This window comes from Ferrovibrio sp. (assembly GCF_964218355.1).
Lineage (GTDB): Bacteria > Pseudomonadota > Alphaproteobacteria > Ferrovibrionales > Ferrovibrionaceae > Ferrovibrio.
In genome coordinates this window covers 180612-205527 of sequence record NZ_CAXPMC010000005.1, presented here as the reverse complement: position 1 = coordinate 205527, position 24916 = coordinate 180612, and the positions used below count along the sequence as shown (strand labels likewise).

Annotated in this window: 31 protein-coding genes; 17 read left to right on the top strand and 14 right to left on the bottom strand. The window is 65.1% G+C overall.

Features of this window, described 5'->3' with window-relative positions; genetic code table 11:
• Positions 1–144 precede the first annotated feature (144 nt).
• From ACEQZY_RS02495 to ACEQZY_RS02485, 3 genes are read left to right on the top strand one after another with little or no spacing between them, the layout of a single operon-like run.
• Positions 145–639, top strand: a complete 495-nt coding sequence (locus tag ACEQZY_RS02495; RefSeq protein WP_341702697.1) for a MarR family transcriptional regulator — start codon at positions 145–147, stop codon at positions 637–639.
• Between the two features lie 14 nt (positions 640–653).
• Positions 654–1343, top strand: a complete 690-nt coding sequence (locus ACEQZY_RS02490; RefSeq protein WP_341702698.1) for a response regulator — start codon at positions 654–656, stop codon at positions 1341–1343.
• 6 nt (positions 1344–1349) lie between these two features.
• The gene (locus tag ACEQZY_RS02485; RefSeq protein WP_341702699.1) at positions 1350–2663 is read left to right on the top strand and encodes an ATP-binding protein; all 1314 of its coding nucleotides are present in this window, start codon (positions 1350–1352) and stop codon (positions 2661–2663) included.
• Positions 2664–2669: 6 nt separating this feature from the next.
• Here ACEQZY_RS02485 and ACEQZY_RS02480 read toward each other — a convergent pair whose 3' ends face one another.
• The 5 genes from ACEQZY_RS02480 to proC all read right to left on the bottom strand — a co-directional run bounded on the left by ACEQZY_RS02480 (position 2670) and on the right by proC (position 5648).
• Positions 2670–3098 (bottom strand): DUF2914 domain-containing protein, encoded by a 429-nt coding sequence (locus ACEQZY_RS02480; RefSeq protein WP_341702700.1) that lies wholly within the window; start codon positions 3096–3098, stop codon positions 2670–2672.
• Between the two features lie 44 nt (positions 3099–3142).
• Positions 3143–3481: a tRNA-binding protein gene (locus tag ACEQZY_RS02475; protein ID WP_341702701.1), complete on the bottom strand. Its 339-nt coding sequence runs from the start codon at positions 3479–3481 to the stop codon at positions 3143–3145.
• A 112-nt stretch (positions 3482–3593) separates the two neighbouring features.
• The gene (locus ACEQZY_RS02470) at positions 3594–4001 is read right to left on the bottom strand and encodes a phasin family protein (RefSeq protein WP_341702702.1); all 408 of its coding nucleotides are present in this window, start codon (positions 3999–4001) and stop codon (positions 3594–3596) included.
• A 129-nt stretch (positions 4002–4130) separates the two neighbouring features.
• A complete protein-coding gene (locus ACEQZY_RS02465) occupies positions 4131–4787 on the bottom strand; it encodes a TetR family transcriptional regulator (RefSeq protein WP_370152001.1) in 657 nt (218 codons plus the stop codon).
• Positions 4788–4847: 60 nt separating this feature from the next.
• Positions 4848–5648 carry a pyrroline-5-carboxylate reductase gene (proC, locus tag ACEQZY_RS02460; protein WP_341702704.1) on the bottom strand — a complete coding sequence of 267 codons (801 nt, stop codon included), beginning with the start codon at positions 5646–5648 and terminating at the stop codon, positions 4848–4850.
• 127 nt (positions 5649–5775) lie between these two features.
• On the opposite strand from proC, the gene ACEQZY_RS02455 reads away from it, so the two are divergent.
• On the top strand, positions 5776–7329 hold the full coding sequence (locus tag ACEQZY_RS02455) for a glycosyltransferase family 39 protein (protein WP_370151998.1): 1554 nt from the start codon (positions 5776–5778) through the stop codon (positions 7327–7329).
• 7 nt (positions 7330–7336) lie between these two features.
• Here ACEQZY_RS02455 and ACEQZY_RS02450 read toward each other — a convergent pair whose 3' ends face one another.
• The 3 genes from ACEQZY_RS02450 to ACEQZY_RS02440 all read right to left on the bottom strand — a co-directional run bounded on the left by ACEQZY_RS02450 (position 7337) and on the right by ACEQZY_RS02440 (position 8496).
• Positions 7337–7840 carry a YbjN domain-containing protein gene (locus ACEQZY_RS02450; RefSeq protein ID WP_341702706.1) on the bottom strand — a complete coding sequence of 168 codons (504 nt, stop codon included), beginning with the start codon at positions 7838–7840 and terminating at the stop codon, positions 7337–7339.
• 4 nt (positions 7841–7844) lie between these two features.
• Positions 7845–7982, bottom strand: a complete 138-nt coding sequence (locus tag ACEQZY_RS02445; RefSeq protein ID WP_341702707.1) for a hypothetical protein — start codon at positions 7980–7982, stop codon at positions 7845–7847.
• A gap of 190 nt (positions 7983–8172) precedes the next feature.
• Positions 8173–8496, bottom strand: a complete 324-nt coding sequence (locus tag ACEQZY_RS02440; protein ID WP_341702708.1) for an accessory factor UbiK family protein — start codon at positions 8494–8496, stop codon at positions 8173–8175.
• Between the two features lie 139 nt (positions 8497–8635).
• On the opposite strand from ACEQZY_RS02440, the gene lysS reads away from it, so the two are divergent.
• The 12 genes from lysS to ACEQZY_RS02380 all read left to right on the top strand — a co-directional run bounded on the left by lysS (position 8636) and on the right by ACEQZY_RS02380 (position 19027).
• Complete coding sequence (gene lysS / locus ACEQZY_RS02435; protein ID WP_370151994.1) at positions 8636–10162, top strand: lysine--tRNA ligase; 1527 nt, start codon at positions 8636–8638, stop codon at positions 10160–10162.
• Entirely contained in the window at positions 10162–10986 is an 825-nt protein-coding gene (gene lgt / locus ACEQZY_RS02430) for a prolipoprotein diacylglyceryl transferase (protein WP_341702748.1), read from the top strand. Before lysS ends, lgt begins: the two co-directional genes overlap by 1 nt.
• Positions 10959–12074, top strand: coding sequence for a class I SAM-dependent methyltransferase (locus tag ACEQZY_RS02425; protein WP_370151992.1), 1116 nt, complete (start codon positions 10959–10961; stop codon positions 12072–12074). The genes lgt and ACEQZY_RS02425 overlap by 28 nt, the downstream gene beginning before the upstream one ends.
• Positions 12071–12865 (top strand): peptidoglycan editing factor PgeF, encoded by a 795-nt coding sequence (pgeF, locus tag ACEQZY_RS02420; RefSeq protein ID WP_341702711.1) that lies wholly within the window; start codon positions 12071–12073, stop codon positions 12863–12865. Before ACEQZY_RS02425 ends, pgeF begins: the two co-directional genes overlap by 4 nt.
• 82 nt (positions 12866–12947) lie before the next feature.
• Positions 12948–13862: a hypothetical protein gene (locus ACEQZY_RS02415; RefSeq protein ID WP_370151989.1), complete on the top strand. Its 915-nt coding sequence runs from the start codon at positions 12948–12950 to the stop codon at positions 13860–13862.
• A gap of 95 nt (positions 13863–13957) precedes the next feature.
• Positions 13958–14890 carry a ribose-phosphate pyrophosphokinase gene (locus tag ACEQZY_RS02410; protein ID WP_341702713.1) on the top strand — a complete coding sequence of 311 codons (933 nt, stop codon included), beginning with the start codon at positions 13958–13960 and terminating at the stop codon, positions 14888–14890.
• A 97-nt stretch (positions 14891–14987) separates the two neighbouring features.
• Positions 14988–15659 (top strand): 50S ribosomal protein L25/general stress protein Ctc, encoded by a 672-nt coding sequence (locus ACEQZY_RS02405; protein WP_341702714.1) that lies wholly within the window; start codon positions 14988–14990, stop codon positions 15657–15659.
• Positions 15660–15724: 65 nt separating this feature from the next.
• Positions 15725–16318 (top strand): aminoacyl-tRNA hydrolase, encoded by a 594-nt coding sequence (gene pth, locus ACEQZY_RS02400; RefSeq protein ID WP_341702715.1) that lies wholly within the window; start codon positions 15725–15727, stop codon positions 16316–16318.
• A 1-nt stretch (position 16319) separates the two neighbouring features.
• A complete protein-coding gene (gene ychF, locus ACEQZY_RS02395) occupies positions 16320–17420 on the top strand; it encodes a redox-regulated ATPase YchF (protein ID WP_341702716.1) in 1101 nt (366 codons plus the stop codon).
• 8 nt (positions 17421–17428) lie between these two features.
• Positions 17429–17893 (top strand): MaoC family dehydratase, encoded by a 465-nt coding sequence (locus tag ACEQZY_RS02390; RefSeq protein ID WP_341702717.1) that lies wholly within the window; start codon positions 17429–17431, stop codon positions 17891–17893.
• Positions 17894–17895: 2 nt separating this feature from the next.
• On the top strand, positions 17896–18354 hold the full coding sequence (locus ACEQZY_RS02385) for a MaoC family dehydratase (protein WP_370151985.1): 459 nt from the start codon (positions 17896–17898) through the stop codon (positions 18352–18354).
• A gap of 7 nt (positions 18355–18361) precedes the next feature.
• Positions 18362–19027 (top strand): dienelactone hydrolase family protein, encoded by a 666-nt coding sequence (locus ACEQZY_RS02380; RefSeq protein WP_341702719.1) that lies wholly within the window; start codon positions 18362–18364, stop codon positions 19025–19027.
• Positions 19028–19046: 19 nt separating this feature from the next.
• On the opposite strand, the gene ACEQZY_RS02375 is transcribed toward ACEQZY_RS02380, so the two are convergent.
• The 6 genes from ACEQZY_RS02375 to petA all read right to left on the bottom strand — a co-directional run bounded on the left by ACEQZY_RS02375 (position 19047) and on the right by petA (position 24261).
• The gene (locus ACEQZY_RS02375) at positions 19047–19901 is read right to left on the bottom strand and encodes a VOC family protein (RefSeq protein WP_341702720.1); all 855 of its coding nucleotides are present in this window, start codon (positions 19899–19901) and stop codon (positions 19047–19049) included.
• A gap of 25 nt (positions 19902–19926) precedes the next feature.
• A complete protein-coding gene (locus tag ACEQZY_RS02370; protein WP_341702721.1) occupies positions 19927–20457 on the bottom strand; it encodes an adenine phosphoribosyltransferase in 531 nt (176 codons plus the stop codon).
• Positions 20458–20491: 34 nt separating this feature from the next.
• On the bottom strand, positions 20492–21403 hold the full coding sequence (locus ACEQZY_RS02365; RefSeq protein ID WP_341702722.1) for an S-methyl-5'-thioadenosine phosphorylase: 912 nt from the start codon (positions 21401–21403) through the stop codon (positions 20492–20494).
• A gap of 278 nt (positions 21404–21681) precedes the next feature.
• Positions 21682–22461, bottom strand: coding sequence for a cytochrome c1 (locus ACEQZY_RS02360; RefSeq protein WP_370151981.1), 780 nt, complete (start codon positions 22459–22461; stop codon positions 21682–21684).
• A gap of 15 nt (positions 22462–22476) precedes the next feature.
• A complete protein-coding gene (locus ACEQZY_RS02355; RefSeq protein WP_341702724.1) occupies positions 22477–23715 on the bottom strand; it encodes a cytochrome b N-terminal domain-containing protein in 1239 nt (412 codons plus the stop codon).
• 12 nt (positions 23716–23727) lie between these two features.
• On the bottom strand, positions 23728–24261 hold the full coding sequence (petA, locus tag ACEQZY_RS02350; RefSeq protein WP_341702725.1) for a ubiquinol-cytochrome c reductase iron-sulfur subunit: 534 nt from the start codon (positions 24259–24261) through the stop codon (positions 23728–23730).
• Between the two features lie 175 nt (positions 24262–24436).
• Here petA and ACEQZY_RS02345 point away from each other — a divergent pair, with 175 nt between their 5' ends.
• Complete coding sequence (locus ACEQZY_RS02345) at positions 24437–24916, top strand: tRNA (cytidine(34)-2'-O)-methyltransferase (RefSeq protein WP_370151979.1); 480 nt, start codon at positions 24437–24439, stop codon at positions 24914–24916.

The window sequence follows — 24916 nt, the reverse complement described above, 5'->3', positions numbered from 1 at the left end:
AAGCTTGGTGCAACAGGTAACATTCTGATCGAAATATGTCAACACTACTGCCATATTTTTCGTGACGGCCCGATTGCCCCTGCCGGCAGTCTATCGCGCCGACCGACTTGATAGCAGCTATCTCTTTGGGCGATATAAGAGAACATGACTGATCTGAAATCGCTGGCTAACCCCCTGTTCCTGCGCGAGGACGAGCTCCGCCAGGGGATCGAACTGCTGTTCTATGCCTATCGCGATTTCACCCGGGGGCCGGACGAGATTCTCGAACGCTACGGCTTCGGGCGGGCCCACCACCGGGCCCTGCATTTCATCGGCGGCAATCCCGGTATCACCGTGGCCGAGCTGCTCGGCATCCTGCGCATCACCAAGCAGAGCCTGTCACGGGTCCTTTCGGCCCTGGTCGAGGGCGACTTCGTCCGCCAGCAGCAGGGCACCCGCGACCGGCGCCAGCGCCAGCTGTTCCTGACCGAATCCGGCAAGGCCCTCGAGCACCAGATCAGCGCCGTTCAGCAGGCCAAGGTTGCCATGGCCTATCGCGAGGCGGGCGCCGAGGCGGTGGCCGGCTATCGCAAGGTGCTGGCCGGGCTGATCGACGAACCGGACCGGCCGGCCATCCTGCGCGCCATCCAGCGACGCTGAGCCAGCGGCCCGCCATGGACCAGGCCGAGCCGCATATCCTTGTCGTCGATGACGACGAGCGCATCCGCACCCTGCTGGCCCGTTTCCTGACCGGCCAGTCCTGCCGGGTAACGACGGCCGAGGATGCGGGCGACGCCGCTGCCAAGATGGCCGCCATCAGTTTCGACCTGCTGGTGGTCGACGTGATGATGCCCGGCCAGGACGGCTTCGAATTCGTTGCCGGGCTGCGACAGCGCCAGAACCATGTGCCGGTCATTCTGCTGACGGCACGCGGCGAGGCCGAAGACCGCATCCGGGGCCTTGAAACCGGCGCCGATGATTACCTGCCCAAACCCTTTGAACCGCGTGAGCTGACCCTGCGGATCAACGCGATCCTCAAACGCGCGGCCCAGCCGGCTCCGGCTCCGCCGACCCAGATCATACGGTTCGGGGATTTCGCCTTCGATCTGGTGCGCGGCGAACTGAAGCGCGACGGCCATATCGTGCCGCTGACCACCGGAGAGGCCCAGCTGCTGCGCATCCTGGGTCGCACGCCCGGTGCCACGGTGCCGCGGGCGGCCCTGTCCGAACCTGGCACCACTGCCGAAAGCCGTGCTGTCGACGTGCAGATCACCCGCCTGCGCCGCAAGATCGAAAGCGACCCGCGCAACCCTCGCTATCTGCAGACCGTCTGGGGCGAGGGTTATGTACTCTGGCTGGAATAGGCCGCCATGCGCCTGATCAAGCGCCTGCTGCCGCGCACCCTATTTGGCCGCTGGCTGCTGCTGCTGCTCGCGCCCATTGTGCTGCTGCAGGCGCTGCTGACCTACATCTTCTATGAACGCCACTGGGACACGGTCACCCGGCGGCTGGCACTCGGTCTGGCCGGCGAGATTGCCACCATTATCGAAATGCGCGACCGCCATCCGGACCCGATTGTCTTCGGCAACCTGCTGATCGCCATGCAGAACCGCCTGCAGCTGCAGGTCTCCTTTATGCCGGACGGAAAATTCCCCGCCGACCTGCCTCCGCCGCGCCTCTATTCGATTCTCGACCGCATGCTGGTGCAGGCACTGGGCGAGCGCCTGAGCCAGCCCTACCTGATCGATACGCAGCGCGGCGACGAAACCGTTGCCATCTATGTGCAGCTGCCCGACGCACTGATGCGGGTCGTGGCACCGGAAAACCGGGTCTTCTCCAGCACGACGTACATTTTCATCATCTGGATGGCCGCAGCCTCGACCATCCTGCTCGGAATCGCGGTGCTGTTCCTGCGCAACCAGATCAAGCCGATCCGGCGCCTTGCCGAGGCCGCCGATGCTTTCGGCAAGGGCCGTGAAATCCGCGACTACCGTCCCGCAGGTGCCGAGGAGGTTCGCGCCGCGGCCCGGGCCTTCCTGGCCATGCGTGACCGCATCCGCCGCCACATCCGGGAGCGCACCGAAATGCTGGCCGGCGTCAGTCATGACCTGCGCACGCCGCTGACGCGGATGAAGTTGCAGGTTTCCATGATGGGCAGCAGCGGCGAAATCGAGGAACTGAAACGCGACATCGACGAGATGGACAAGATGGTGGCGGCTTATCTTGCCTTCGCGCGGGGCCAGAGCGAACAGCCGGCCGAGCCCACCGATCTTGGCAACCTGCTGCATGAACTGGCAGATGATGTGCGGCGGCGCGGTCGCGAACTGCAGCTTGATATGACCCGGCCGCCGACCCTGATGCTGCGCCGGCTCAGCTTCAAGCGCGCCCTGTCGAACCTGATCGAAAATGCCCTGCGGTTCGGGCGGACTGCGCGCCTGATCGTGGAGCGCCATCCCGGCCATATCGACCTGCATATCGATGACGACGGACCGGGAATCCCGGAAAAGGAACGCCACAAGGTGTTCCGCCCCTTCTATCGCCTCGACCAGGCCCGTCATGGCAGCGGCAATGTCGGACTGGGACTGACCATCGCCCGCGATGCGGTGCTGGCACATGGTGGGGAAATCAGGCTCGACCGTTCGCCGCTGGGCGGCCTGCGGGTCAGTATCCGTCTGCCTGCCTGAACCCGCCTAGTCGGCGCCGGCGGCATCCTCGGTCGGAAGGATTATAAATTTCTGCTCGGCCTGCAGCCGGCCATCGCTGTCCTTCAGCAGCACCGCCCAGTCACCAGGATAGATTCGCGAATGCGACCAGATGCGCCAGTTACGGCTGACATCGACACGGGCCTTTGACTTGGCCACTTCGCGGCCCTCGAAGACCCAGTAGAACCAGAAGGTCTCGCCGCCCTGCTGGACCTGGGTGCAGTCGAGACGGGCGAAGGCATAGGCCCGCTGCGCATCCTTCGGATAGCTGCCGTCGATGATACCCTGCGGCTCGAGATTGACGACATTGCGCGCCATGGCGAACTGCCGCACCACGCAATCGTGATCCTGCGCCAGAACCGGCGTCGCGACGCAGGCCAGTGCGGCCAGCATGATCAGTTTATATATGGTATGCATCAGCAGAACCCGTCCGAGGATTGTCGGCTGCCACACCGGCGCGGTCAATACATTCGGCCGCCATCAGGCACGGGCTGATCGGGTGCGATGAGAACGACCTCCCCGTCCGAATCAGGCAGACCGAGTACCAGAACCTCGGACAGGAATTTGCCGATCTGCCGCGGCGGGAAATTCACCACCGCCAGAACCTGGCGACCGATCAGCTGTTCGGGACGGTAATGGCGCGTGATCTGTGCGGAAGATTTCCTGATACCGACTTCTCCGCCGAAGTCGACCCACAGCTTGATCGCCGGGCGCCGGGCTTCGGGATAGGGCTCGGCCTGCCGGATAGTGCCGACACGGATATCGACCTTGTGGAAGTCATCTATGCTGATGGTGGTCACGCGGCACCTCCCTGCCGTGCAGCCTGCCGAATGCAGAACGGGCGGGTGTTGTAGCGCACCCGCCCGTTATCAGCAAACCGGCCGGCCGGCCGGCACGACCGTCATTCCGGCGTTACTTGAAGCCCTTGCGGAATTCTTCCATCGTTTCGTTCATGCGCTTGTTGATGGTCTCGAAGGTCTCGCTGTTGGTCTTGGCGGCCATCTCGGCCAGTTCGCGCATCTGCGCGACCGCCTTCTCGACCGCCTGACGCAGGACTTCGGCCTGCTTGGCGGCATTGACCTCCGGCGTGGCCTTCATCATCGCGGCCAGCTGGGACATGTTCTCCTGGATGATCTCGGCCTGCCGCTTGGCAACGGCCTGATAGCCATCCAGTGCCTTCTTGTTGGCAGCAGCGATCGCCTCGAGATTCTTCTGCTGCGCGGCGGCCACCGCCGACGGATCGAATCCGGGCAGTTTCAGGTCGCCCAGCATCTTGTTCAGGTCAAAAGCGGCAAAGGGATTCTCAGGGGTTTTCGTCATATCCGGCTCCATGATGTCCGTTGGGGGTGAGACAGAAGCACCTTTATTAGCTGTGTAAATGCAGGCCGTCAATTGAAATTGCTGCACTGCACAATTTTATAACTATTTGCAAATAAACATATTTGTCATTTATTGCGCAAATCTATCCCGCAATTGCGAGAAAAATCCCCGCCGGCGGAGAAGCCCGATGCTGCGGCTCAGCCGCCTGTCGAGATGAGCCATCGTCGCCGCCAGATCAGCACTGTCATCGCGCAGCCAGACCCGCAGCGTGTCAAGATAGACCAGGCCCAGCAGCTTGCGGCGCAGGATGCCCTGCAGCCCCGGATCTTCCAGCCCGGCCGCGGCCAGCGTCCAGTCGATGCCGCGGCGCAGACCGCCCTGCAGGAAACAGAGCAGTGCGGCCGGATCGGCAGGCAGTTCGCGGACCAGCGCCCGGATCGCCGGCTTACGCGGCGCCAGTGCGTCGAGCCGCGCCATGACCGCCTCGAACAGACGGTCCTTGGCAGCCTCGGCAGTATCCGCGACCGCGCCGCCGCCCAGCGCCGCCAGCATCGCGGCATCGATGCGCCGGGCATAAGCTGTCAGCAGGTCGTTCTTTGACCCATATTGCCGGTAGAGATCGGCGAGCGATAATCCACTGGCTTCGGCAATCCGCGCCAGGGTCACCGGCCGCCAGCCTTCCGCTGCCACCAGATCGAGCATTGCGTCGACCGGATCCGCGCCGGTCTGTCCTGTCTTATCCTGATCCGCGTTACGCCGGGTCCTGCGCTGCGCCGTTTTCGCCATGGCGAGCCTCCATCGGTCTGCCCTCTAATCTGGGGAGCGCCGCGGCCAAGAGCAACCCTGTCAGCCGGCCAGCTCGCGCGAACGCCGGGCGGCGGCGGCCACTGCCCGCCCGATCAGGGGCCCGAGGCCGTCCGCCGCCATCAGCACATCCAAGGCTGCCTGGGTGGTGCCATTCGGGCTGGTTACATTCTTGCGCAGTTGTGCCGGACTGTCGGGACTCTGACGCATCAGTTCGCCGGCCCCGAACACGGTGGCACGGGCCAGCCGCGCGCTGAGAGCGGAATCGAGGCCGGCTTTTTCACCGGCCGCGGCGAGGCATTCGGTGAGCCAGAAGACATAGGCCGGTCCGGAACCGGAAACGGCCGTCACCGCGTCGATCAGAGCCTCATCCCCGACCCAGCCAACCTCGCCGACGGCTTCCAGCAGGGTCTGACAGGCATCCCGCTGCGCAGCTGTCACACCCGGTCCGGCACAGCAGACGGTGATGCCGCGGCCCACAGCAGCCGGCGTGTTCGGCATCGAGCGCACAATGGCGGCATTGCCGCCCAGCAGGGCATTGAGGCCGGCCAGCGTCTTGCCGGCCGCGATCGACAGGAAGCAGGCGCCCTGGGCGGCGTAGCCGGCATAGGCCGGCGCGGCGGCGTCCATGGCCTGCGGCTTGACCGCCAGCATCACGATGTCGGGCACGAAAGCACCGGGAACAGCCTCCGCTGCCGCCACCTGCAACAGGCCGGCGGGCAGGCCGGACACCGGATTCGGCTCGACCACCACGATGTCAGCTGCCGGAGTTCCGCTTCGCACCCAGCCGGCCAGCAAAGCGCCACCCATCTTGCCGCAACCGACCAGAAGTATTTTCGTCATCGGCGATATTCCTCCGGAGATTTAGCCCCATACCGAACAACCGATAGTGCACAAACTTTGCCCTGTACAGGGACCTGCATGTCGTTCAATAAGGGGCGGGGACATCGGGGGATCGGTACCTAATAACATGAACAGGATGAGTGGCTGGCAGGCAGTACTGCCAGGCCTGATGGTGTTGCAGCTTGCGGGCTGGACACTGGTGCCATACTTCGCCCTGCCCAATGCGCCGCTTGATGTGATCGAGGGAGCTATCTGGGGCCACCAGTTCCAGTGGGGCTATCACAAGGGGCCGCCGCTCTTCGCCTGGATGGTCGGTATCGGTACCGAGCTTTTCCCCGGCAGCCTGCTGCCGGCACTGCTGTGTAGCCAGCTGTCGATCGTCATTGCCTATTGGGCCATCGGCCGCCTGGCTGGCCGGTTTCTGCCGCCCCGCGATGCGGCTATCGCGCTGCTGGCCACGGCTGTCGTCTACCATTTCGGCTACCCCACGCCCGAATTCAACCCCATCATCCTTCAGATAGCCTTCTCGGCACTGGCCATCTCCTTCTTCTTTACGGCCGCGACCGAAGAGCGCATGACGGACTGGGCGGTTTTCGGCCTCGTTGCCGGCCTGGGCATGCTGTCGCGGTACTCCGTGGCAATCCACCTGCTTGCCATCGGCATCTTCGCCCTGTGGACACCGGAGATCCGCCGCCAGTGGCGGAGTCCCGGCCCCTATCTGGCTGTCGCCATTGGCACCGGAATTCTGCTGCCGCATCTGGTCTGGCTGGTCTCGACCGATTTCATTTCGGTTAAATATATCGACCAGCGTTCCGGACATCTTGACGGCCTGCCCCGCATCATTGAACCGGTGCGCTTCATGATCTCCCAGCTCTTCGCCGCCCTGCCGGCGATCCTGCTGCTTGGACTGACGATCTTCCTGCGCCCCCGGACCCCCTGCGCCGACCAGCCGCCGGCCGGGCGCATCGCGGTCCTTGCCAGGCGCTACCTGTTGCTGGTGGCAGCGGCCCCGGTTCCCTTTGTTGCCGCCAGCGCCATTCTGTCGGGTCGCGAATTGCGCGACATGTGGGGCGCGCCGCTGTGGCTTGCCGCGCCCCTGCTGGCAGTCCTGCTGATACGCCACCGCATCAGCAATCACGGCGCCCGCCGGGCATTGGGCATCTGGCCCGTACTTTACGCCACGCCGCTTCTTGTTTTTGCCGTTGCCGTCACCTGGGGGCCGCAGATTCTGCACCGCAACAAGCGGGTCACCTTTCCCGGCGAGGCCCTGGCACAGGAGATCACCGGGCGGTTCCGGCAGCAAACGGGCCTGCCGCTGCGCTATGTCGTCGGGGATTTGTGGCTGGCCGGCAATATCACATTCTATTCACCTGACCAGCCGCAGGCCTTTACCGAGGGTGACGTGCAGAGGGCGCCATGGATCGATCTTGTCCAGCTGCGCCATTGCGGGGCCGTCGTTGTCTGGCAGCCGGCACTCACGGGCGGCAGCATGCCGGCATCCTACCAGGCCCTGTTCCCCCAGCTTATCCAGCAGCCGGCTTTCGCACTGACACCGCCGCCCCGTGCCGTGCCGGATACACGCTTCCAGATCGACTGGGCGATCGTCACGCCAAAAAGCGGTCAGATCAGCGGGAGCGACCGTGACTGCCCGCTCATACCGGAACGCACGCCGGAGGAGTAACCGGCGATCAGGCCTCGCCGACGCATTCGAACATGGCGGCAGCCACAGCATCCTCGGGTGTGCGGCCACCCCAGACCAGGAACTGGAAGGCCGGGAAGAAGCGCTCGCATTCCGACAGGCCGATTTCCATCAGGTCCTCGATCTGCTCGGTGGTGGCGCCCAGGCCGCCGCGCAGCAGCAGGGCCTGGCGGAACACCACCATGCCCTCCTCGACCCAGTAGTCGAAATGGCCGATCAGGGCCTTCTCGTTCACGTAGGCCAGCAGGGAATGCAGGTCGCGGCGCCGGTTGGCCGGCACCTTCATGTCGAAAGCGCAGGTGAAGCTGAGCGCGCCCAGCTCCTCGCGCCAGGAAAACCACATCTGGTGTTCGCAATACCGGCCGGACACACCGACCGTCAGTTCGTCCGTGCCCTGACGGTCAAACGGCCATTCATGCTCGCCAACGATCTGCTCGACCAGATCCAGCGGGTTCAGACGTCCAGTGGTCTCGATTTCGGTCAGAGTCCGCATGCGCTTAACGCTCCCCCTGTGCGGCAGGCCGGTTCTCGGCGAGTGGCCCGGTTGCGATCATTCCCGGCGGGAAATCCTGGTTGTGCGGAACAGCCGGCAGGCTGGTCTGGTGGCTGGAATGCGGGCTGGTCTGCTCGGTCATCTGGATGGAAATCCGGCCCCTGGCGGAGGCGGCAGCCTCCCGCGCCGAGTATGCCCCCATCCCCTCGGCGGACCATAGATGTAGGTGTCGTGATACGAAACGCACCATAGATTTAGAGTATGCGGCAGTATCTGGCGGTGCAAGCCCGGATTTACGAAAAATTCATGAAAAGCTGTGGATAGACCCGGCCTTAGCCGCGATCGGCCAGCTTCGCCTCCAAAGCGGCCAGACGCTCGGCCAGGCGGATATTCTCTTCGCGGGCCGCGGCAGCCATGGCCTTCACGGTCTCGAATTCCTCGCGGCCGACCAGGTCCATATCGGCCAGAACCCGCTCCAGCCGCTGCCGGATCACCTGTTCGACCTCGCCTTTGGCCCCCTGCAGCGTGCCCATGGCACCGGCGGCGATGCGGGCCAGATCGTCGAGAAGGCGGTTGTCAGTCTGCATGGCGCGACTCCGGAACGGCGTGGTCTCACCGATATGGCCGCCCAGCCCCGCCACTGCAAGCGCCGGCACCTGCTATCCACAGGATTCGCCGCGTTTTCTGCAGCATGGCGGGCCGTGTAAATCGCCCCGGCCTGTTGGAAAGCGGGGGGGGCGATGCTAGGGTCCGCCCGCAATTGTGCAGACCGTCCAGCGCCAGACCAGATCCATCGTGACCGAGCAGACCCCCAAGACTTCCGCCCCGGCCGAGGCCGCCGGCGAGCGTGCCAACCGCGAAGCCAAGCTGCAGCAGCTGCGCAGCCTCGGCCTCGATCCGTACAACGCGCCGAAATTCCCCAAATCGCACAAGAATGCCGCCGTGCACGAGGCATATGCCCATCTGCAGCCGGACGAGCGCACGGAAGACACCGTGGCCGTGGCCGGACGTGTCATGGCGATCCGCAACAGCGGCATGTTCATCGACCTGGTCGATGATACCGTGAAGCTGCAGGTCTACTCGGCGAAGGAAGACGTGCAGGGCCGGCTGGCCGACGTGATGAAGGCGCTCGATCTCGGCGACATCATCGGCGTGCGCGGCACCGTGCGGCGCACCAAGCGCGGCGAGATCACGGTCGACAGCCAGGAAATCGTGGTGCTGGCCAAGGCGCTGGAGCCGCCGCCCGAGAAATGGCACGGCCTGAAGAATGTCGAGCAGCGCTACCGCCACCGCGAATACGACCTGATCGGCAACGAAGAAAGCCGCCAGACCCTGCGCACCCGCTTCCGCGTGATCCAGACGGTGCGCCAGTTCCTGACCGGCAAGGGCTTTCTCGAGGTCGAGACGCCGATGCTGCACAGCATTCCGGGGGGGGCCATTGCCCGTCCGTTCCAGACCCATCACAACGCGCTGGACATCCCGCTTTACATGCGCATCGCGCCGGAGCTGCACCTGAAGCGGCTGGTGATCGGGGGCCTGAGCGAAAAGGTGTTCGAGATCAACCGCTGCTTCCGCAACGAGGGCATCTCGCCGCGCCACAATCCCGAATTCACCACCATGGAACTCTATCAGGCCTATGCCGATTACGAGGACATGATGGACATCGCCGAGCGCACCATCGCCGCCGCCGCCATTGCCGCCACCGGCGGCACGAAAGTCACCTTCGGCGAACACGAGATCGACTTCACCCCACCCTTCCGTCGCGCCACCATGCTCGGCCTGATCGAGGAACACGGCAAGGTGAAGCTGGACGGCCTCGACGATGCGCAGGCCCGCGCGGCAGCCAAGGCCGCCGGCGTGCCGGTCGACCCAAAAGCAAGCTGGGGCAAGGTGGTGGAGGCCTGTTTCGAGCATTTCGTCGAACCGAACCTGATCCAGCCGACCCATGTGGTGGCCCTGCCCAAGGCGATCTCGCCCCTGGCCAAGGCCAACCACGCCAACCCGGACATTGCCGAGCGGTTCGAGACCTTCTGCAACACCTGGGAAATCGCCAACGCCTTCTCCGAGCTGGCGGACCCGCTGGAGCAGCGTGCCCGCTTCGAGGACCAGCAGAGCCAGCGAGACGGCGGCGACGACGAGGCGCATCGCATCGACGAGGATTTCCTGAAGGCACAGGCTGCCGGCATGATGCCGATGGGCGGCCTTGGCATCGGCATCGACCGGCTGGCGATGCTGCTGACCAACTCGCCGACCATCCGCGAAGTCATTGCCTTCCCGACCCTGCGCCCCCGCAATCTCGCCGAGGACGGCACCGAAGAGTGATGCTGTTCTCCACCACCCTGCCCGTCATGACCTTCCCGGTGATCGACCCGGTCATTTTCGCCATCGGGCCGTTTGCCGTGCGCTGGTATGCACTGGCCTATATCGTCGGGCTGGTGGCCGGCTGGCGCATGGCCATGCGCATCGCCGGCCGCCCGGAAAGTTCCGTGCTGCCGGCGCAGGTCGACGGCTTCCTGCTCTGGGCCACGCTCGGGGTCGTGCTCGGCGGCCGCATCGGCTATGTGCTGTTCTACAATCTCGGATATTACATCGAGAACCCCCTGCAGATATTCGCCGTCTGGCATGGCGGCATGTCTTTCCATGGCGGCATTCTCGGTGTGACGCTGGCGATGCTGGCCTATTGCCGGCTGCAGGCCATCCCCTTCCTCGCCTTCACCGACATCATTGCCTGCGTCGCCCCGGTCGGCCTGTTCTTCGGCCGCATCGCCAATTTCATCAACGGCGAATTGTGGGGCCGCGTCGCCCATGATGTGCCCTGGGCCATGGTGTTCCCCGGCGATGCGGCCGGCCCCCTGCCCCGCCATCCCAGCCAGCTCTACCAGGCCGGCATGGAAGGCCTGGCGCTGTTCCTGCTGCTCAACCTGCTGCGCTGGAACACCCGCATGATCGACCGGCCCGGCATGCTGTCGGGTGTTTTCGTGGCCGGCTACGGCGTGGCACGCATCATCGGCGAACTGTTCCGCCAGCCCGATGCGCAGATCGGCTATCTGATCGGCGGCACCACCATGGGCCAGTGGCTGTCGCTGCCGATGGTATTGCTGGGCCTGGGAGTGGTCTGGTGGACGGCGCGCAGGCCGGCGGCGTAACGGCACCGCTGCTGCCGGTCCTGCAGCGGCGGATCGCCGCCGAAGGACCGATCACCGTGGCCGCCTTCATGGCGGATTGCCTGCTGCATCCGGAGCATGGCTATTACCGCACCCGCGAGGCCATCGGCCTCGGCGGCGACTTTGTCACCGCACCGGAAATCAGCCAGATGTTCGGCGAGCTGCTTGGCCTGTGGGCTGCCGATTACTGGCAGAAGCTCGGTTGCCCCGACCGCTGCTATCTGGTCGAACTCGGCCCCGGCCGCGGAACGCTGATGCGGGATGCCCTGCGTGCTGCCCGCGCCCTGCCCGCCTTCCGCAGGGCAGCGCAGCCGCTGCTGGTGGAAGCATCGGAACGTCTGCGCGAGATGCAGCACCGGCTGCTGGCCGGCGAGATGGCGCAATGGCATGACGATATTGCCGCCCTGCCGACCGATGCACCGGTGATCGTGCTGGCCAATGAATTCCTCGATGCGCTGCCGGTACGGCAGTTCCAGCGTGGCGACGACGGCGGCTGGCACGAGCGTCGCATCGCACTGGCCGGGGACGGCAGCAGCCTGTGTTTCATGCTCGATCCGCGCAGCCTGCCCTTCGAGGAGCTGCTGCCGCCGGAACTGCGCGATGCGCCACACGGCGTGATTGTCGAATCGAGTCCCGCGGTGCGGGCGGTGGCAAGCGAGATCGCCGCCCGGCTGCGCAAGCAGGGCGGCGCGGCCCTGTTCATCGACTACGGCTATGACAGGCCCGGCTTCGGCGAAACCCTGCAGGCGGTATTCCGCCATGCCTATGCCGACCCGCTGGCCCAGCCGGGCCTTGCCGATTTGACGGCCCATGTCGACTTCATCTCCTTTGCCCGCGCCGCCCAGCGTGGGGGCGCTGGCGTCTGGGGTCCGGTCGGCCAGGGTGCTTTCCTCGCCTCGCTCGGCATCAGCATGCGCGCCGCAAAGCTGAAACAGCAGGCTGCGCCCGGCAAGGCGGCGGATATCGACCGCGACCTGCAGCGGTTGACCGCTCCCGAGGAGATGGGCACCCTGTTCAAGGTGATGGCGCTGACGGCGCCCGAGGCCCCGCAACCGGCAGGATTCTCATGACCGCCCCGCTGCGCAAATCCGACCACGACGGCCCTGCCCCGCTGGCTGCCGCGTCGCTTGCCGGACTGCCGCATGGTTTTTTCACCCGGCGCGGCGGCGTCTCGGGCGGCATCTATGCGTCGCTGAATTGCGGCCCGGGATCGCAGGATGATCCGGCCGCCGTGGCGGAGAACCGCGCCCGCGTGGCCGCGTATCTTGGCGCCACGTCCGGCCTCGCCACTCTCTACCAGGTGCATGGCACCGAGGTGGTGACGGCGGGACCCGGCTATGATCCCGGCCAGCGGCCGAAGGCCGATGGCATCGTTACCGCCACACCCGGCCTGGCCCTCGGTGTCCTGGCGGCTGACTGCACGCCCGTACTGTTCGCCGACGCGACCGCCGGCGTGATCGGCGCCTGCCATGCCGGCTGGCGTGGCGCACTGGCCGGCGTCACCGATGCCACGATCGCCGCGATGGAAGCGCTGGGCGCCGCCCGCCCCCGTATCCGCGCCGCGGTCGGCCCGACGATCCGGCAGACCTCCTATGAAATCAGCGACCCTTTCCGCGACAGCTTTCTCCAGGCCGCCGCGGACAACGGCCGCTTCTTCGCGGCCGGCCGCCGGCCCGGACACTGGCAGTTCGACCTGCCGGGCTATGTAATGATGCGATTGCAGCGGGCTGGCATCGCTGCCGAGGATCTTGGCCTCGATACCTGCGCCGACCCGCAGCGGTTCTTCAGCTACCGGCGGACCACGCTGGCCGGCGAATCCGATTACGGCCGGCAGATTTCGGCCATACTGTTACCGTCGTAACAGACCCGTGCTGCCGGTTTCCGGACAATGCCACATCTGTTTTTCTTTCTGGCGATCTTCCTTCTGGGCATGATGGTGAGCTGTGTCATCGGTTAAGGCATTTCCGGTCCGCGCCGGTATTCTGCTGGTTGTGCTGGCATTCGCCGCCTGCCAGCCCCTGCCCCAACCCTTCCGGCCGGCTTCGAAAGGGCCGGCCGCCAATGTGCTGATCCAGCCGATCGGCGAAGCCAGTGTCTTCATTCCTCCGGTGACCGGCCTGCCGGCCGATCAGGGGGCAATGATGGCCGCCGAGCTCGCCACTGTCCTCGGCAACCGCGAAATTCCCGCCACTGCCGGCGCCCGCAACCTGCTGTCGGCCGACCTGATCGTCACCATCGAGCCTTCCGCCGCCGGTCCGGTCTGGCGCTGGCGGCTCGACAGGGATGGGCGGACCGACAAAAGCGGCCCGCCCCTGCCGCTGCGCCGCGCCCTGCCGCTGGCCGCCGCCGGAAATCCGGCCGACCGCAGGCAGCTGGCCGAGGCCATGGCGGCAACCATTGTACCGGCCCTGCTGCCGGATCTGCCGGCCGCCATGGTCGACCCGGCCAGCCAGCGCCTCGGGGTGCTGGATTGCGACGGGGCGCCGGGCGACGGCAACCGCGCTCTGCGCCAGGCCATGCGGGAACTGCTGATCCTGTCCAACCGCCCCCCGGTCGCCGATCCGGCCAGTGCCGATTACCTGGTTTCCTGCAACATCCGGGTCTGGGCAGACGGTCCGGACTCGGAGCGGGTGACCATCGAATGGGCCCTTCTGGCCGCTGACGGAACCCGGCTGGGTGAGGTGAAACAGGCCAACCGCATCCCGAAAGGCCAGCTGGCCGGTGCCTGGGGGCAGACCGCCCATATCATCGCCCAGGGCGGCTGGCAGGGGCTGCGCGAGATCCTCGAATCCCGGCCGGCCGCAGCCGCCCCGGCCGGCCCTGCGGCAGAACGGTCGAACAACCCCACAAGACCCTGAAATCTATTGATTATTCACGGTTTACAGGGGCGCCCCCGGCAGTTATAGTCCGCGCCGGTTTTCTCCCCCCGGTCCGGCATCCACAGAGCTCAGTCATGAAAGTTTTGGCGGGTAATTCCAATCGTCCGCTGGCGGAAGCCATTGCGGCGTATCTGTCCGTCCCGCTTGCCAAAGCCAGCGTGCGCCGGTTCTCGGATATGGAGGTTTTCGTCGAGATTCACGAAAACGTCCGTGGCGAGGATGTGTTCGTCATCCAGTCGACCTCCTATCCCGCCAATGACCATCTGATGGAGCTGCTGGTCTGCATCGACGCGCTGAAGCGCTCGTCGGCCCGCCGCATCACCGCCGTGCTGCCCTATTTCGGCTATGCCCGCCAGGATCGCAAACCCGGGCCGCGCACCCCGATCTCGGCCAAGCTGGTCGCCAACCTGGTGACGGCGGCAGGCGCCAACCGCGTACTGACCCTCGACCTGCATGCCGGACAGATCCAGGGCTTCTTCGACATTCCCACGGATAACCTGATGGCCGGCCCGGTACTGACCGCCGACATCAAGCAGCACCTGCAGGGCGATGACCTGATGGTGGTTTCGCCGGATGTCGGTGGTGTGGTCCGTGCGCGCAACATCGCCAAGCGGCTGGATGCCGACCTTGCCATCGTCGACAAGCGCCGCGAAAAGGCCGGCGTGTCGGAGGTGATGAACATCATCGGCGATGTTGAAGGCCGCCGCTGCATCCTGGTCGACGACATCGTCGACTCCGCCGGCACCCTGTGCAACGCCGCCGAGGCGCTGAAGAAACATGGCGCAAAGTCCGTCTATGCCTATGTGACCCATGGCGTGCTGTCGGGCGGCGCGGTCGCCCGCGTCACCGCCAGCCAGCTGGAAGGCCTGGTCATCACCGACTCGATCCTGGCGACCGAAGCGGTCCGCCTGGCGCGCAACATCCGCCAGGTGTCGATCGCACCGCTGATCGGCGAAGCGATGCGCCGGATCAGCGAGGAGACTTCGGTTTCCAGCCTGTTCGACTGACGAGTTTCAGAGTTTCGGCGCGCGGCACCCCTGGAGGCCGGCGCCGGAAACGGGGCCGGCATGGTGCCGGATCCGTATCTAGCGAAGGAGCGCAATCATGCGTGACGTAACCACCATCGCCGCCGAGGCGAGGTCGAGGGCCGGCAAGGGGACCGCCCGTGCAACGCGGCTGAAGGGCCGCGTGCCGGGGGTCATCTATGGCGAGAAGCAGACCCCGGAACTGATTTCCATCGACGGCCGCGATCTGCTGAAGGAGCTCAACAAGGGCAACTTCTTCTCGCGCCTGTTCAATGTCGAGTTCGGGGGCAAGGCCGAGCGTGTGCTGGCCCGCGACGTGCAGCTCGATCCGGTTTCCGACCGGCCGATCCATGTCGACTTCCAGCGCATCGGCAAGGGTTCGCGGGTCCGTATCTTCATCCCTGTGCACTTCCTCGATCAGGACCAGAGCCCGGGCATCAAGAAGGGCGGCGTGCTGAACATCGTGCGCCACGAGGTCGAGTTCTTCTGCCAGCCGGACACCATTCCGGAGAGCATCTCGATCAGCCTGGCCGGTATGGAGATCGGCCATTCGATCCACATCTCGGCCTTCGCTCTTCCCGACGGCATCAAGCCGGTGATCCAGGATCGCGACTTCACCGTTGCGACCATCGCCGCGCCGACCAAGGAAGACGAGAAGGCCGTTGCGGCCGAGGCTGCTGCAGCCCCGGCTGCGGGCGCCGCTGCTCCGGCTGCCAAGGCTGCCGAAGCCAAGCCGGCCGCCAAGAAGTGACGAACGGGGCTGGCGCATCCCGGTGCGCCAGCCCTGCCCTCTCCCACTGAACCTGATGATCGGCCATGCTGCTTCTCGTCGGACTGGGCAATCCTGGCCCCGAGCATAAGCGGCAGCGCCACAATGTCGGCTTCATGGCGGTTGACGCCATTGCCGAACAGCACAATTTCCAGCCCTTCCGCAAACGCTTCCAGGGCGATCTGGCAGAAGGCGTACTCGCCGGAACCAAGACGCTCATCCTGAAGCCACAGACCTACATGAACCTGTCGGGCAAGGCGGTCGGCGAAGCTGCGCATTTCTTCAAGATTCCGCCGCAGCAAGTCGTCGTCCTGCATGACGAACTGGACCTGGCGGCCGGCAAGATCCGCATGAAGACCGGCGGCGGCCACGCCGGCCATAACGGCCTGCGCTCGGTGGATGCGGCGATCGGCCCGGATTACCGCCGCCTGCGGATCGGTATCGGCCATCCCGGCAAGGACCGCGTGCTGGGGTACGTGCTGCAGAATTTCCATACTGACGAGCATGCATGGCTCGACCCGCTGCTGGAAGCGATGGCTGTCGAAGCAGGCTATCTGGCACGCGGAGACGATGCCGGCTTCATGACCAGGGTCGCGCTGCGCCTGCAGCCACCCAAACCGACAAAACCGAAGGAAGAGTAAGATGGGTTTCAAGTGCGGCATCGTAGGCCTGCCCAATGTCGGCAAGTCGACCCTGTTCAATGCCCTGACGCAGACGGCAGCAGCGCAGGCAGCGAACTATCCCTTCTGCACCATCGAGCCGAATACCGGCCTGGTCGGCGTCCCCGACGAGCGCCTCGATGTGCTGGCGCAGATTGCCGGATCGCAGAAGATCATTCCGACCCAGCTGACTTTCGTCGACATTGCCGGCCTGGTGCGCGGGGCCTCGAAAGGCGAAGGCCTTGGCAACCAGTTCCTGGCACATATCCGCGAAGTGGACGCGATCTGCCATGTGCTGCGCTGCTTCGAGGATGGCGACATCACCCATGTCGAGGGCAAGGTCGATCCGGTTGCCGATGCCGAGACGGTGGAAACCGAGCTGATGCTGTCTGACCTTGAAAGCCTGGAGCGCCGCGTCGAGCAGACCACCAAACGCGCCAAGCAGGGGAACGAGGAAGAAAAAGCCCGCCTCGCCGTGATGGAAAAGGTGCTGGTGGCCCTGCGTGACGGCAAACCGGCCCGCAGCGTCAAGCCGACCGAAGATGAACAGCGCCTGTACAAGGAACTGATGCTGATCACGGCCAAGCCGGTGCTGTATGTCTGCAATGTCGAAGAGGCCTCGGCCGCCGAGGGCAATGCCTTCTCGGCCCGGGTGAAGGCCAAAGCCGATGCCGAGGGTGCCGCGATGGTGGTGATCTCGGCCGCGATCGAGGCCGAAGTCGCACAGCTGGACAGCGACGAGGAGAAAAGCGCCTTCCTTGCCGATCTCGGCCTGAAGGAAACTGGCCTCGCCCGCGTGATCCGTGCCGGCTACGGCCTGCTCGGCCTGCTCACCTTCTTCACCGTCGGCCCCAAGGAGGCGCGCGCCTGGACCGTGCGCAAAGGCGCGAAAGCCCCCGAATCCGCCGGCGTGATCCACACCGATTTCGAGAAGGGCTTCATCCGCGCCGAAACCATTGCCTATGCCGACTACGTGGCCGGCAAGGGCGAGGCCGGCGCCCGCGATGCCGGAAAATTGCGGCTGGAAGGAAAGGACTACATCGTGCAGGATGGCGACGTCATGCACTTCCGCTTCAATACATAAGAGAAAAGATGAAATATCTGGAGGATTTCGCCGTCGGGCAGGTCACCGAGTTTCCGCCGCGTCAGGTCAGCGAGGAAGAAATTATCGCTTTTGCCCGCGCCTACGATCCGCAGCCCTTCCATCTCGACAAGGAGGCCGCCAGGCAGTCGCTGTTTGGCGGCCTTTGTGCTTCCGGCTGGCACACCATCGGCATCATGATGCGCCTGATGGTCGACCATATGATTGGCGAATATGCCAGCATGGGCTCACCGGGCGTCGACCAGCTGCGCTGGCTGAAGCCGGTTTTCCCGGGCGATACCCTGCATCTGCGCGGCGAGGTTCTGGAGGTGAAGCCTTCGCGGTCGAAGCCGGACCGCGGCGTCATCCTGACCCGCTACGAGATGCGCAACCAGAAGGGCGAGCCGGTACTGACGATGATCGGCAAGGGCATGTATCGCCGCCGTCCTGCGGCTTCCGCAGCGGCAGGGGCCTGACCATGCAGTATTTCGAGGATATCGCCGTCGGTGCCGCGCGCGAAACCGGCAGCCACACATTCGACGCAGCTGCCATCATCGCCTTTGCCCGGCAGTTCGATCCCCAGCCTTTCCATATCGACCCAGAGGCCGCACAGCAGAGCAGCTTCGGCGGCCTGGTGGCGTCTGGCTGGCACACGGCGGCCACGGTGATGCGCCTGCTGGTCGATTCCGCCATCGATCTCGAAGCCAGCCTCGGCTCGCCCGGCTTTGACGACCTGTCCTGGCTGAAACCGGTGCGCCCGGGCGATACCATACGGGCACGCATGACCTGCCTTGAGAAGTCACCGTCGAAAAGCCGGCCGGGCATCGGCTCGGCCCGGTTTCGTGTCGAAGTCTTCAACCAGAAAGGCGAGCTGGTCATGGCCTTCACCAGCATCGGCCTGATGCGCTTGCGTAATCCGGCCAGCCAGCAGGAGTGATCCAATCATGGGCAGCATGACCGACCTGACCGCCGCCGACGGCCACCGCTTTCAGGCCTATATCGCCGAACCGAAGGGCACGCCGAAGGGCGGCATTGTCGTGATACAGGAGATTTTCGGCGTCAACGGCCATATCCGCGCCGTTGCCGACGGTTTTGCCGCCGATGGCTATTACTGCGTTGCCCCGGCCCTGTTCGACCGCATCGAGCGCGGCGTGGATCTCGGTTATGCCGGCGACGACGTGGCGAAAGGCCGTGCCCTGCGCGGCCAGATGCAATGGGCCCCCTGCATGGCCGATGTCGCCATTGCCGTGGCTGCCGCCGGCAGCGCCGGACGGGTCGGCACGGTCGGCTACTGCTATGGCGGCGGAGTGACCTGGCTGGCCGCAGCGGAACTGCCGGGCCTCGATGCATCGGTTGGCTATTACGGTGGCCCCTGGGCGGAACTGGCCGACCGTGCCCCGCGCTGCCCGGCCATGCTGCATTTCGGCGCCCGGGATTCGATGATTCCGGTCGGCCTCGCCGATGAGCTGCGGGCGAAACACCCCGGCATCGTTACCCACGTATATGCGGCGGATCACGGCTTCAACTGCGACCAGCGCGCAACCTACGATGCCACTGCGGCCACCACCGCCCGGCGCCGCACGCTGGCCTTTTTTGAGGCCTGTCTCTGAGGGATGCCTTGCAGCCGGTCTACTGCCGGCTGCTGAATTCCAGGAAGCAGCCATGGGCTGCTTCGGCCGGCACCAGCACGGTGCCGTCCAGGCTGCGCACGTGGTCCACGCCCGCCGTCTTCAGCCACACCGCAGCCGCGTCGGGATTATGCACCCGGAAACGCATGCCGGCCACATAGGGTGTCGCCCGCTCGGCGTGGTCGAGATCCGGAAACAGGGTCGAAAGGTCGTCCTGGGTGACGAACAGGATGCTCTCGCGGCCGACCCGTGCCGCCACCATGCGGTCGGTCCGCACTGCGTTGCCGGCCCCCAGCAGGCGCTCGTAGGGGCCTTCCAGTGCCACCGGCTCGTCGACCACCACCACCACGCCGGCAAGGGTCTCGGCACCATTCGGATGCACCAGCCAGTCCGGCCGGCGCAGCAGGTCCGGGGTCAGATGCTGGACCAGGAACATCGACAGGCCCGGCGTTGCCGCAGCCGGCAGATGTACCAGCGTGAAAGACGGCATCACTTCGCCCTCGGGCAGTTCCAGCGCACGCGACAGGCTCTGTGGCTCCGACGGATCGAAACCGGCAGCGGCAAGCGAGGCCCGGGCCGCCATTGCGTCGCCGGTACCCAGGATGATCTTGTGCACCCCCTCGCCGCGGGCGGCCAGCATCTCCTCCAGACCGGCGGTATAGCCGCCCGGTTCGGCGATGCCCAGCAGTTCGACATAGTTCTGCGGGAACATGATGCAGTAATTGCCGGTCGCCCAGCCGACATGCCGGCCGCGCGGTGTCAGCGTGAAGCCGAGCCGCCGGTATGTCTCGCGGGCCGCCTCGAGATCGGCGGCGGCAAGCAGGGTATGGTCGATGCCGGTCAGATGATGCGCCATGACGCGGCTCCCATCCGCCTCGCGCTCAATGCCCGTCGAATTCGCACAGGGTCAGCACCTTCACGTCCAGCGCCTCCAGGCGCTTGCGGCCGCCCAGTTCCGGCAGATCGACGATGAACGAACAGCCGATCACCACGCCCTGGTGAGCACGGATCAGCTTGATCGCCGCCTCAGCAGTGCCGCCGGTGGCAATCAGGTCGTCGACGATCAGGATCTGTTCGCCCGGCTGGATTGCGTCGACATGGATCTCCATCGAGTCGGTGCCGTATTCCAGCTGGTATTCCTGCGCCAGCGTCTTGTAGGGCAGCTTGCCGCGCTTGCGCACCGGCACGAAACCGATCGACAGCTGATGGGCAAGGGCCCCGCCGAGAATGAACCCCCGCGCCTCAATGCCGACCACCTTGTCGATGCGGGTGCCGGCGAACGGCTGCACCATTTCGTCGACCGTCTTGCGGAAGCCGCGGGCGTCCTGCAGCAAGGTGGTGATATCACGGAAGATGATGCCCGGCTTCGGATAATCCGGAATGGACCGGATCTTGTCCCTGATTCCCTGCATGCTGCGGCCAATCCTTCTGTGTCGGTCGCGCCTGTCAGGCGCGGAGAATGCGGCCTGCGACCGCGTCGAGTTTCTTGAGGAGCGCCGGGTCGCGTTTTTCCGGAGCGGTGATGAGTGCGGTATCGAGCACCGTATCGCAGCCCTGCGGACAGTGCTGCGGCCGGTTGCGCAGGTGCGGCGCCACCTTCGCCACCAGGTCCTGCCCCTTTTCGGCATTGTCGAGCAGCACGCGGATCACCGCAGCAACGTCGACATGGTCATGGTCGGGATGCCAGCAATCGTAATCCGTCACCATGGCGACCGAGGCATAGCAGAGCTCAGCCTCGCGGGCGAGCTTGGCCTCCGGCGCGTTGGTCATGCCGATCACATCGCAGCCCCAGCTCTTGTACAGGAAGCTTTCCGCCTGGGTGGAGAATTGCGGGCCCTCCATGCACAGATAGGTGCCACCGCGCTGGACAGGAATGCCGGCTTCCTTTGCCGCCACCTCCAGCGCATCGCCGAGGCGGCCGCAGACCGGATGCGCCGCCGAGACATGTGCCACCAGACCGGTGCCGAAGAAGCTTTTCTGCCGCATGAAGGTCCGGTCGATGAACTGGTCGACGATCACGAAACTGCCCGGCGCCAGGGCCTCCTTGAACGAGCCGCAGGCCGAGACCGAGATCACATCGTGGCAGCCGACCCGTTTCAGCGCATCGATATTGGCGCGGTAATTGACCTCGGACGGCGAATGCACATGGCCGCGGCCGTGACGCGGCAGAAAGACCAGTTCGACATCGCCCAGCCGGCCGAACAGCAGTTCATCCGACGGGTCGCCCCAGGGAGTCGCCACCTTGCGCCAGACGGTATTCTTCAGGCCGGGCATGCCGTAGAGGCCACTGCCGCCCAGCACGCCGATACGCACCGGATCGCCGGACTTTGCCACATGGGGGCGCGGAACCGTTGCCATTTTCCGACGCGCTGCTTTCCCCGCGACAGGCTTTTTCGCTGCCGTCCGCGCCGTCTTCCCCGTGGCGGCCTTGGCGGCAGCGCTCTTCTTCCCCCGCTTTCCGGTCAGACCTTTCGCGGATACTTTTTTCTTCGCTTTTGCAGCCATGATTCGCTGTCCTGTTGTTCCGGTTACCACGAACCGGCCGGAATCCCGCGCGCGACTTAAGCAAACCCCCTGCCGCAGCGCAACAAAAAAGGCCGCCGTTTCCGGCGGCCTTTTGCCCGGATATGGGCCGGTTAGTGCAGCTTGGCCCAGATGCGCTTCTTGGCCGCGAAGAACAGGCCGGTCAGCACAAGCAGGAAAATGATGACTTTGAAGCCCATCCGCTTGCGCTCTTCCAGTTTCGGCTCGGCCGCCCATGTCAGGAAGGCCGACACGTCATGCGCCATCTGCTCGACCGTCGCCTTGGTGCCATCGGCATAGGTTACCTGATCTTCATTCAGCGGCTTCGGCATCGCGATCTGATGGCCAGGGAAATATGCGTTGTAACTCAGACCCTCGCCCAGCGCGAAGCCGGCCGGGGCATCCTGATAGCCGGTCAGCAGCGCCCGGAGGTAGTCCGCGCCATCGCCGTCATAGCCATGACCGCGCGCCTTGGCGATCAGCGACAGGTCCAGCGGATAGGCGCCGCCATTGGATGCCCGCGCCGCCTTCTCGTTCGGGAAGGGCGACGGGAACTTGTCCTGCGGCAGACCGGGCCGCTGGAACATGTCGCCGGCATCGTTCGGGCCATCGGTGACCTCGAAGGTGGCTGCCAGCGCCTTCACTTCGGCTTCCGAGAAGCCAATGTCGCGCAGGTTGCGGAATGCCACATACTTCATGCTATGGCAGGCGGCGCAGACTTCCTTGTAGACCTGATAGCCGCGCTGCAGTTCGGCGCGGTCAAAGGTGCCGAACGGCCCCTTGAAGCTCCAGTTCTGGGCCGGTGGCTTCGGCGCGTCGCCAGCAGCCAGGGCCGGGGCGGTGGCACCGATGACGAGGGCGGCAACGATGGCGCGCATCGATTTGCTGATCATGTTGGTTCCCCCGCCTTACGCTTTGTCCGAAGCCAGAACCGGCTCGCTGATCGATGACGGCAGCTTCAGCGGCTTCTCGAACCAGCCGACCAGCGGCATCAGCACCAGAAGATGCAGGAAGTAGTAAGCCGTGCAGAACCGGGCGACGATCAGGTAATAGCCCTCGGCCGGCTTGCCGCCCGCCCAGGTCAGGAGGGCACAGACGAGCACGAAGACCCAGAACAGCTGCTTGTAGATCGGCCGGAACTTGGCCGAGCGCACCTTGCTGGTATCCAGCCATGGCAGCAGGAACAGGATCAGGATCGCACCGAACATCAGCAGCACGCCGCCCAGTTTGTCGGGAACCGAACGCAGGATCGCGTAGAACGGCAGGAAGTACCATTCCGGCACGATATGGGCCGGCGTGACCAGCGGGTTGGCCGGCACGTAGTTGTCCGGGTGCCCCAGCACGTTCGGGAAGTAGAACAGCACCAGCGCGAAGAAGATCAGGAAGACGCCAACGCCGAACGCATCCTTGATCGTGTAGTAGGGATGGAACGGGATGCGGTCCTGCGGCCCCTTGGTGTCGATACCCATCGGATTGTTCGAGCCATGCTGGTGCAGCGCCAGGACATGCAGGATCACGATGCCGACGATCACGAACGGCAGCAGGTAATGCAGCGAGAAGAAGCGGTTCAGGGTCGGGTTGTCGACCGCAAAGCCCCCCCACAGCCAGGTCACGATCGGTTCGCCGACGATCGGGAAGGCCGAGAACAGGTTGGTGATGACGGTGGCGCCCCAGAAGCTCATCTGGCCCCACGGCAGCACATAGCCCATGAAGGCGGTTGCCATCATCAGCAGGAAGATGATCAGGCCCAGGAACCACAGGATCTCGCGCGGCGACTTGTAGGATCCGTAGTAGAGGCCGCGGAAGATATGGATGTAGACCACGATGAAGAACATCGAGGCGCCATTGGCATGCATGTAACGCAGCAGCCAGCCGTAATTCACGTCGCGCATGATGTGCTCGACGGAGTCGAAAGCCAGCGTGGTATGCGGGGTGTAATGCATCACCAGCACGATACCGGTGAGGATCTGGATCACCAGGCAGAGGCCGGCGAGCGAACCGAAGTTCCACCAGTAACTGAGATTCTTCGGCGTCGGATACTGCGAGCCGACCATGTGATCGAGGGTGGAGAAGACCGGCAGGCGGTACTCGATCCACTTGACGACCGGGTTGTTCATGAAACCGGAGTTTGCGGTGTTGTCAGCCATCGGTCGGGGTCCTTAGCCGATGCGGATGCGGGTATCGGTGAGGAATGTGTATTCCGGCACCGGCAGGTTCAGGGGCGCAGGGCCTTTGCGGATGCGGCCCGACGTGTCGTAGTGCGACCCGTGGCAGGGGCAGAACCACCCGCCGTATTCGCCCTGCTGGCCCAGCGGCACGCAGCCGAGATGGGTGCAGACGCCCATCATGACCAGCCATTCCGGCTTCTTCACGCGGGCCTCGTCCTTTTCGGGGTCCTTCAGGTCGGCCGTGTCGTCCTTGCGGGCGGTGGCAATCTCGGCCTCGGTGCGGTGCCGCACGAAGACCGGCTTGCCGCGCCACAGGATGGTGACGCTCTGGCCTGCCGCGATCTGGCTGAGATCGACCTCTGTGCTGGACAGCGCCAAGACGTCCGCCGACGGATTCATCTGGTCGATAAACGGCCATACCGCCGCCGCCGCGCCAACCGCGCCAAACGCACTCGCCGCAACGACAATAAAGTCGCGGCGGGTCGGCTCGGCCGTGCCGGCCTTTTGGGTCGCTGTCCCTGCCATAGCTCCCTCGAAGAATAAGGTCCTGGAAACGAGAGGGGATATTTCTCACTATATGTTGGCGAAGTCCAGTATTTCGGTCGCGGCATGCGACAGGTTGCCGCAGGGGTCTTGCGGTTGGAATCCCGTCGGTAAACCGCGAAAAAAACAACCTGTCGGCCAAACCCTCCGGACCCCCATGCGGCTCGCCCTTTTTGAACCCGATATCCCCCCCAATCTCGGTACCATCCTGCGGCTGGGGGCCTGCCTGGCGAGCCCCGTCCATGTGATCGAGCCCTGCGGCTTTCCGTTTTCCGTCCAGGCGGTCCGCCGCAGCGCCATGGATTACCTCGAACATGCCGAGATCGTCCGGCATCTCAGCTGGGAGCACTTCCTGGCCGAACGGCCGGCCGGCCGCCTGCTGCTGCTGACCACCCGTGCCGCCGTGCCCTATACCGCCTTCCGCTTCGCGCCTGACGACATCCTGTTGCTGGGCAGCGAAAGTCGTGGCGCGCCGGCCCATGTCCATGCCGCGGCCGATGCGCGTCTGGTCATCCCGATCCGGGCCGGGTTACGGTCCATCAATGTCGCCACTGCTGCCGCCATGGTGCTGGGCGAGGCCCTGCGCCAGCTGCAGGCTTTCCCGCGCCGCGAAGCCAGCCCCGAGGACCTCTCGTGA

Coding starts and splice junctions, on each gene's coding strand:
- ACEQZY_RS02445 (WP_341702707.1), bottom strand. CDS start 7,982: ATGACCGAGCAGACCAGCCCGCATTCCAGCCACCAGACCAGCCTGCCG.
- ACEQZY_RS02410 (WP_341702713.1), top strand. CDS start 13,958: ATGAAAGTTTTGGCGGGTAATTCCAATCGTCCGCTGGCGGAAGCCATT.
- ACEQZY_RS02465 (WP_370152001.1), bottom strand. CDS start 4,787: ATGGCGAAAACGGCGCAGCGCAGGACCCGGCGTAACGCGGATCAGGAT.
- ACEQZY_RS02355 (WP_341702724.1), bottom strand. CDS start 23,715: ATGGCTGACAACACCGCAAACTCCGGTTTCATGAACAACCCGGTCGTC.
- ACEQZY_RS02450 (WP_341702706.1), bottom strand. CDS start 7,840: ATGCGGACTCTGACCGAAATCGAGACCACTGGACGTCTGAACCCGCTG.
- ACEQZY_RS02495 (WP_341702697.1), top strand. CDS start 145: ATGACTGATCTGAAATCGCTGGCTAACCCCCTGTTCCTGCGCGAGGAC.
- petA (WP_341702725.1), bottom strand. CDS start 24,261: ATGGCAGGGACAGCGACCCAAAAGGCCGGCACGGCCGAGCCGACCCGC.
- ACEQZY_RS02365 (WP_341702722.1), bottom strand. CDS start 21,403: ATGGCAACGGTTCCGCGCCCCCATGTGGCAAAGTCCGGCGATCCGGTG.
- proC (WP_341702704.1), bottom strand. CDS start 5,648: ATGACGAAAATACTTCTGGTCGGTTGCGGCAAGATGGGTGGCGCTTTG.
- ACEQZY_RS02380 (WP_341702719.1), top strand. CDS start 18,362: ATGGGCAGCATGACCGACCTGACCGCCGCCGACGGCCACCGCTTTCAG.
- ACEQZY_RS02470 (WP_341702702.1), bottom strand. CDS start 4,001: ATGACGAAAACCCCTGAGAATCCCTTTGCCGCTTTTGACCTGAACAAG.
- ACEQZY_RS02375 (WP_341702720.1), bottom strand. CDS start 19,901: ATGGCGCATCATCTGACCGGCATCGACCATACCCTGCTTGCCGCCGCC.
- ACEQZY_RS02360 (WP_370151981.1), bottom strand. CDS start 22,461: ATGATCAGCAAATCGATGCGCGCCATCGTTGCCGCCCTCGTCATCGGT.
- ACEQZY_RS02385 (WP_370151985.1), top strand. CDS start 17,896: ATGCAGTATTTCGAGGATATCGCCGTCGGTGCCGCGCGCGAAACCGGC.
- ychF (WP_341702716.1), top strand. CDS start 16,320: ATGGGTTTCAAGTGCGGCATCGTAGGCCTGCCCAATGTCGGCAAGTCG.
- pth (WP_341702715.1), top strand. CDS start 15,725: ATGCTGCTTCTCGTCGGACTGGGCAATCCTGGCCCCGAGCATAAGCGG.
- ACEQZY_RS02390 (WP_341702717.1), top strand. CDS start 17,429: ATGAAATATCTGGAGGATTTCGCCGTCGGGCAGGTCACCGAGTTTCCG.
- lgt (WP_341702748.1), top strand. CDS start 10,162: ATGCTGTTCTCCACCACCCTGCCCGTCATGACCTTCCCGGTGATCGAC.
- ACEQZY_RS02405 (WP_341702714.1), top strand. CDS start 14,988: ATGCGTGACGTAACCACCATCGCCGCCGAGGCGAGGTCGAGGGCCGGC.
- ACEQZY_RS02480 (WP_341702700.1), bottom strand. CDS start 3,098: ATGCATACCATATATAAACTGATCATGCTGGCCGCACTGGCCTGCGTC.
- pgeF (WP_341702711.1), top strand. CDS start 12,071: ATGACCGCCCCGCTGCGCAAATCCGACCACGACGGCCCTGCCCCGCTG.
- ACEQZY_RS02455 (WP_370151998.1), top strand. CDS start 5,776: ATGAACAGGATGAGTGGCTGGCAGGCAGTACTGCCAGGCCTGATGGTG.
- ACEQZY_RS02485 (WP_341702699.1), top strand. CDS start 1,350: ATGCGCCTGATCAAGCGCCTGCTGCCGCGCACCCTATTTGGCCGCTGG.
- ACEQZY_RS02345 (WP_370151979.1), top strand. CDS start 24,437: ATGCGGCTCGCCCTTTTTGAACCCGATATCCCCCCCAATCTCGGTACC.
- ACEQZY_RS02370 (WP_341702721.1), bottom strand. CDS start 20,457: ATGCAGGGAATCAGGGACAAGATCCGGTCCATTCCGGATTATCCGAAG.
- ACEQZY_RS02490 (WP_341702698.1), top strand. CDS start 654: ATGGACCAGGCCGAGCCGCATATCCTTGTCGTCGATGACGACGAGCGC.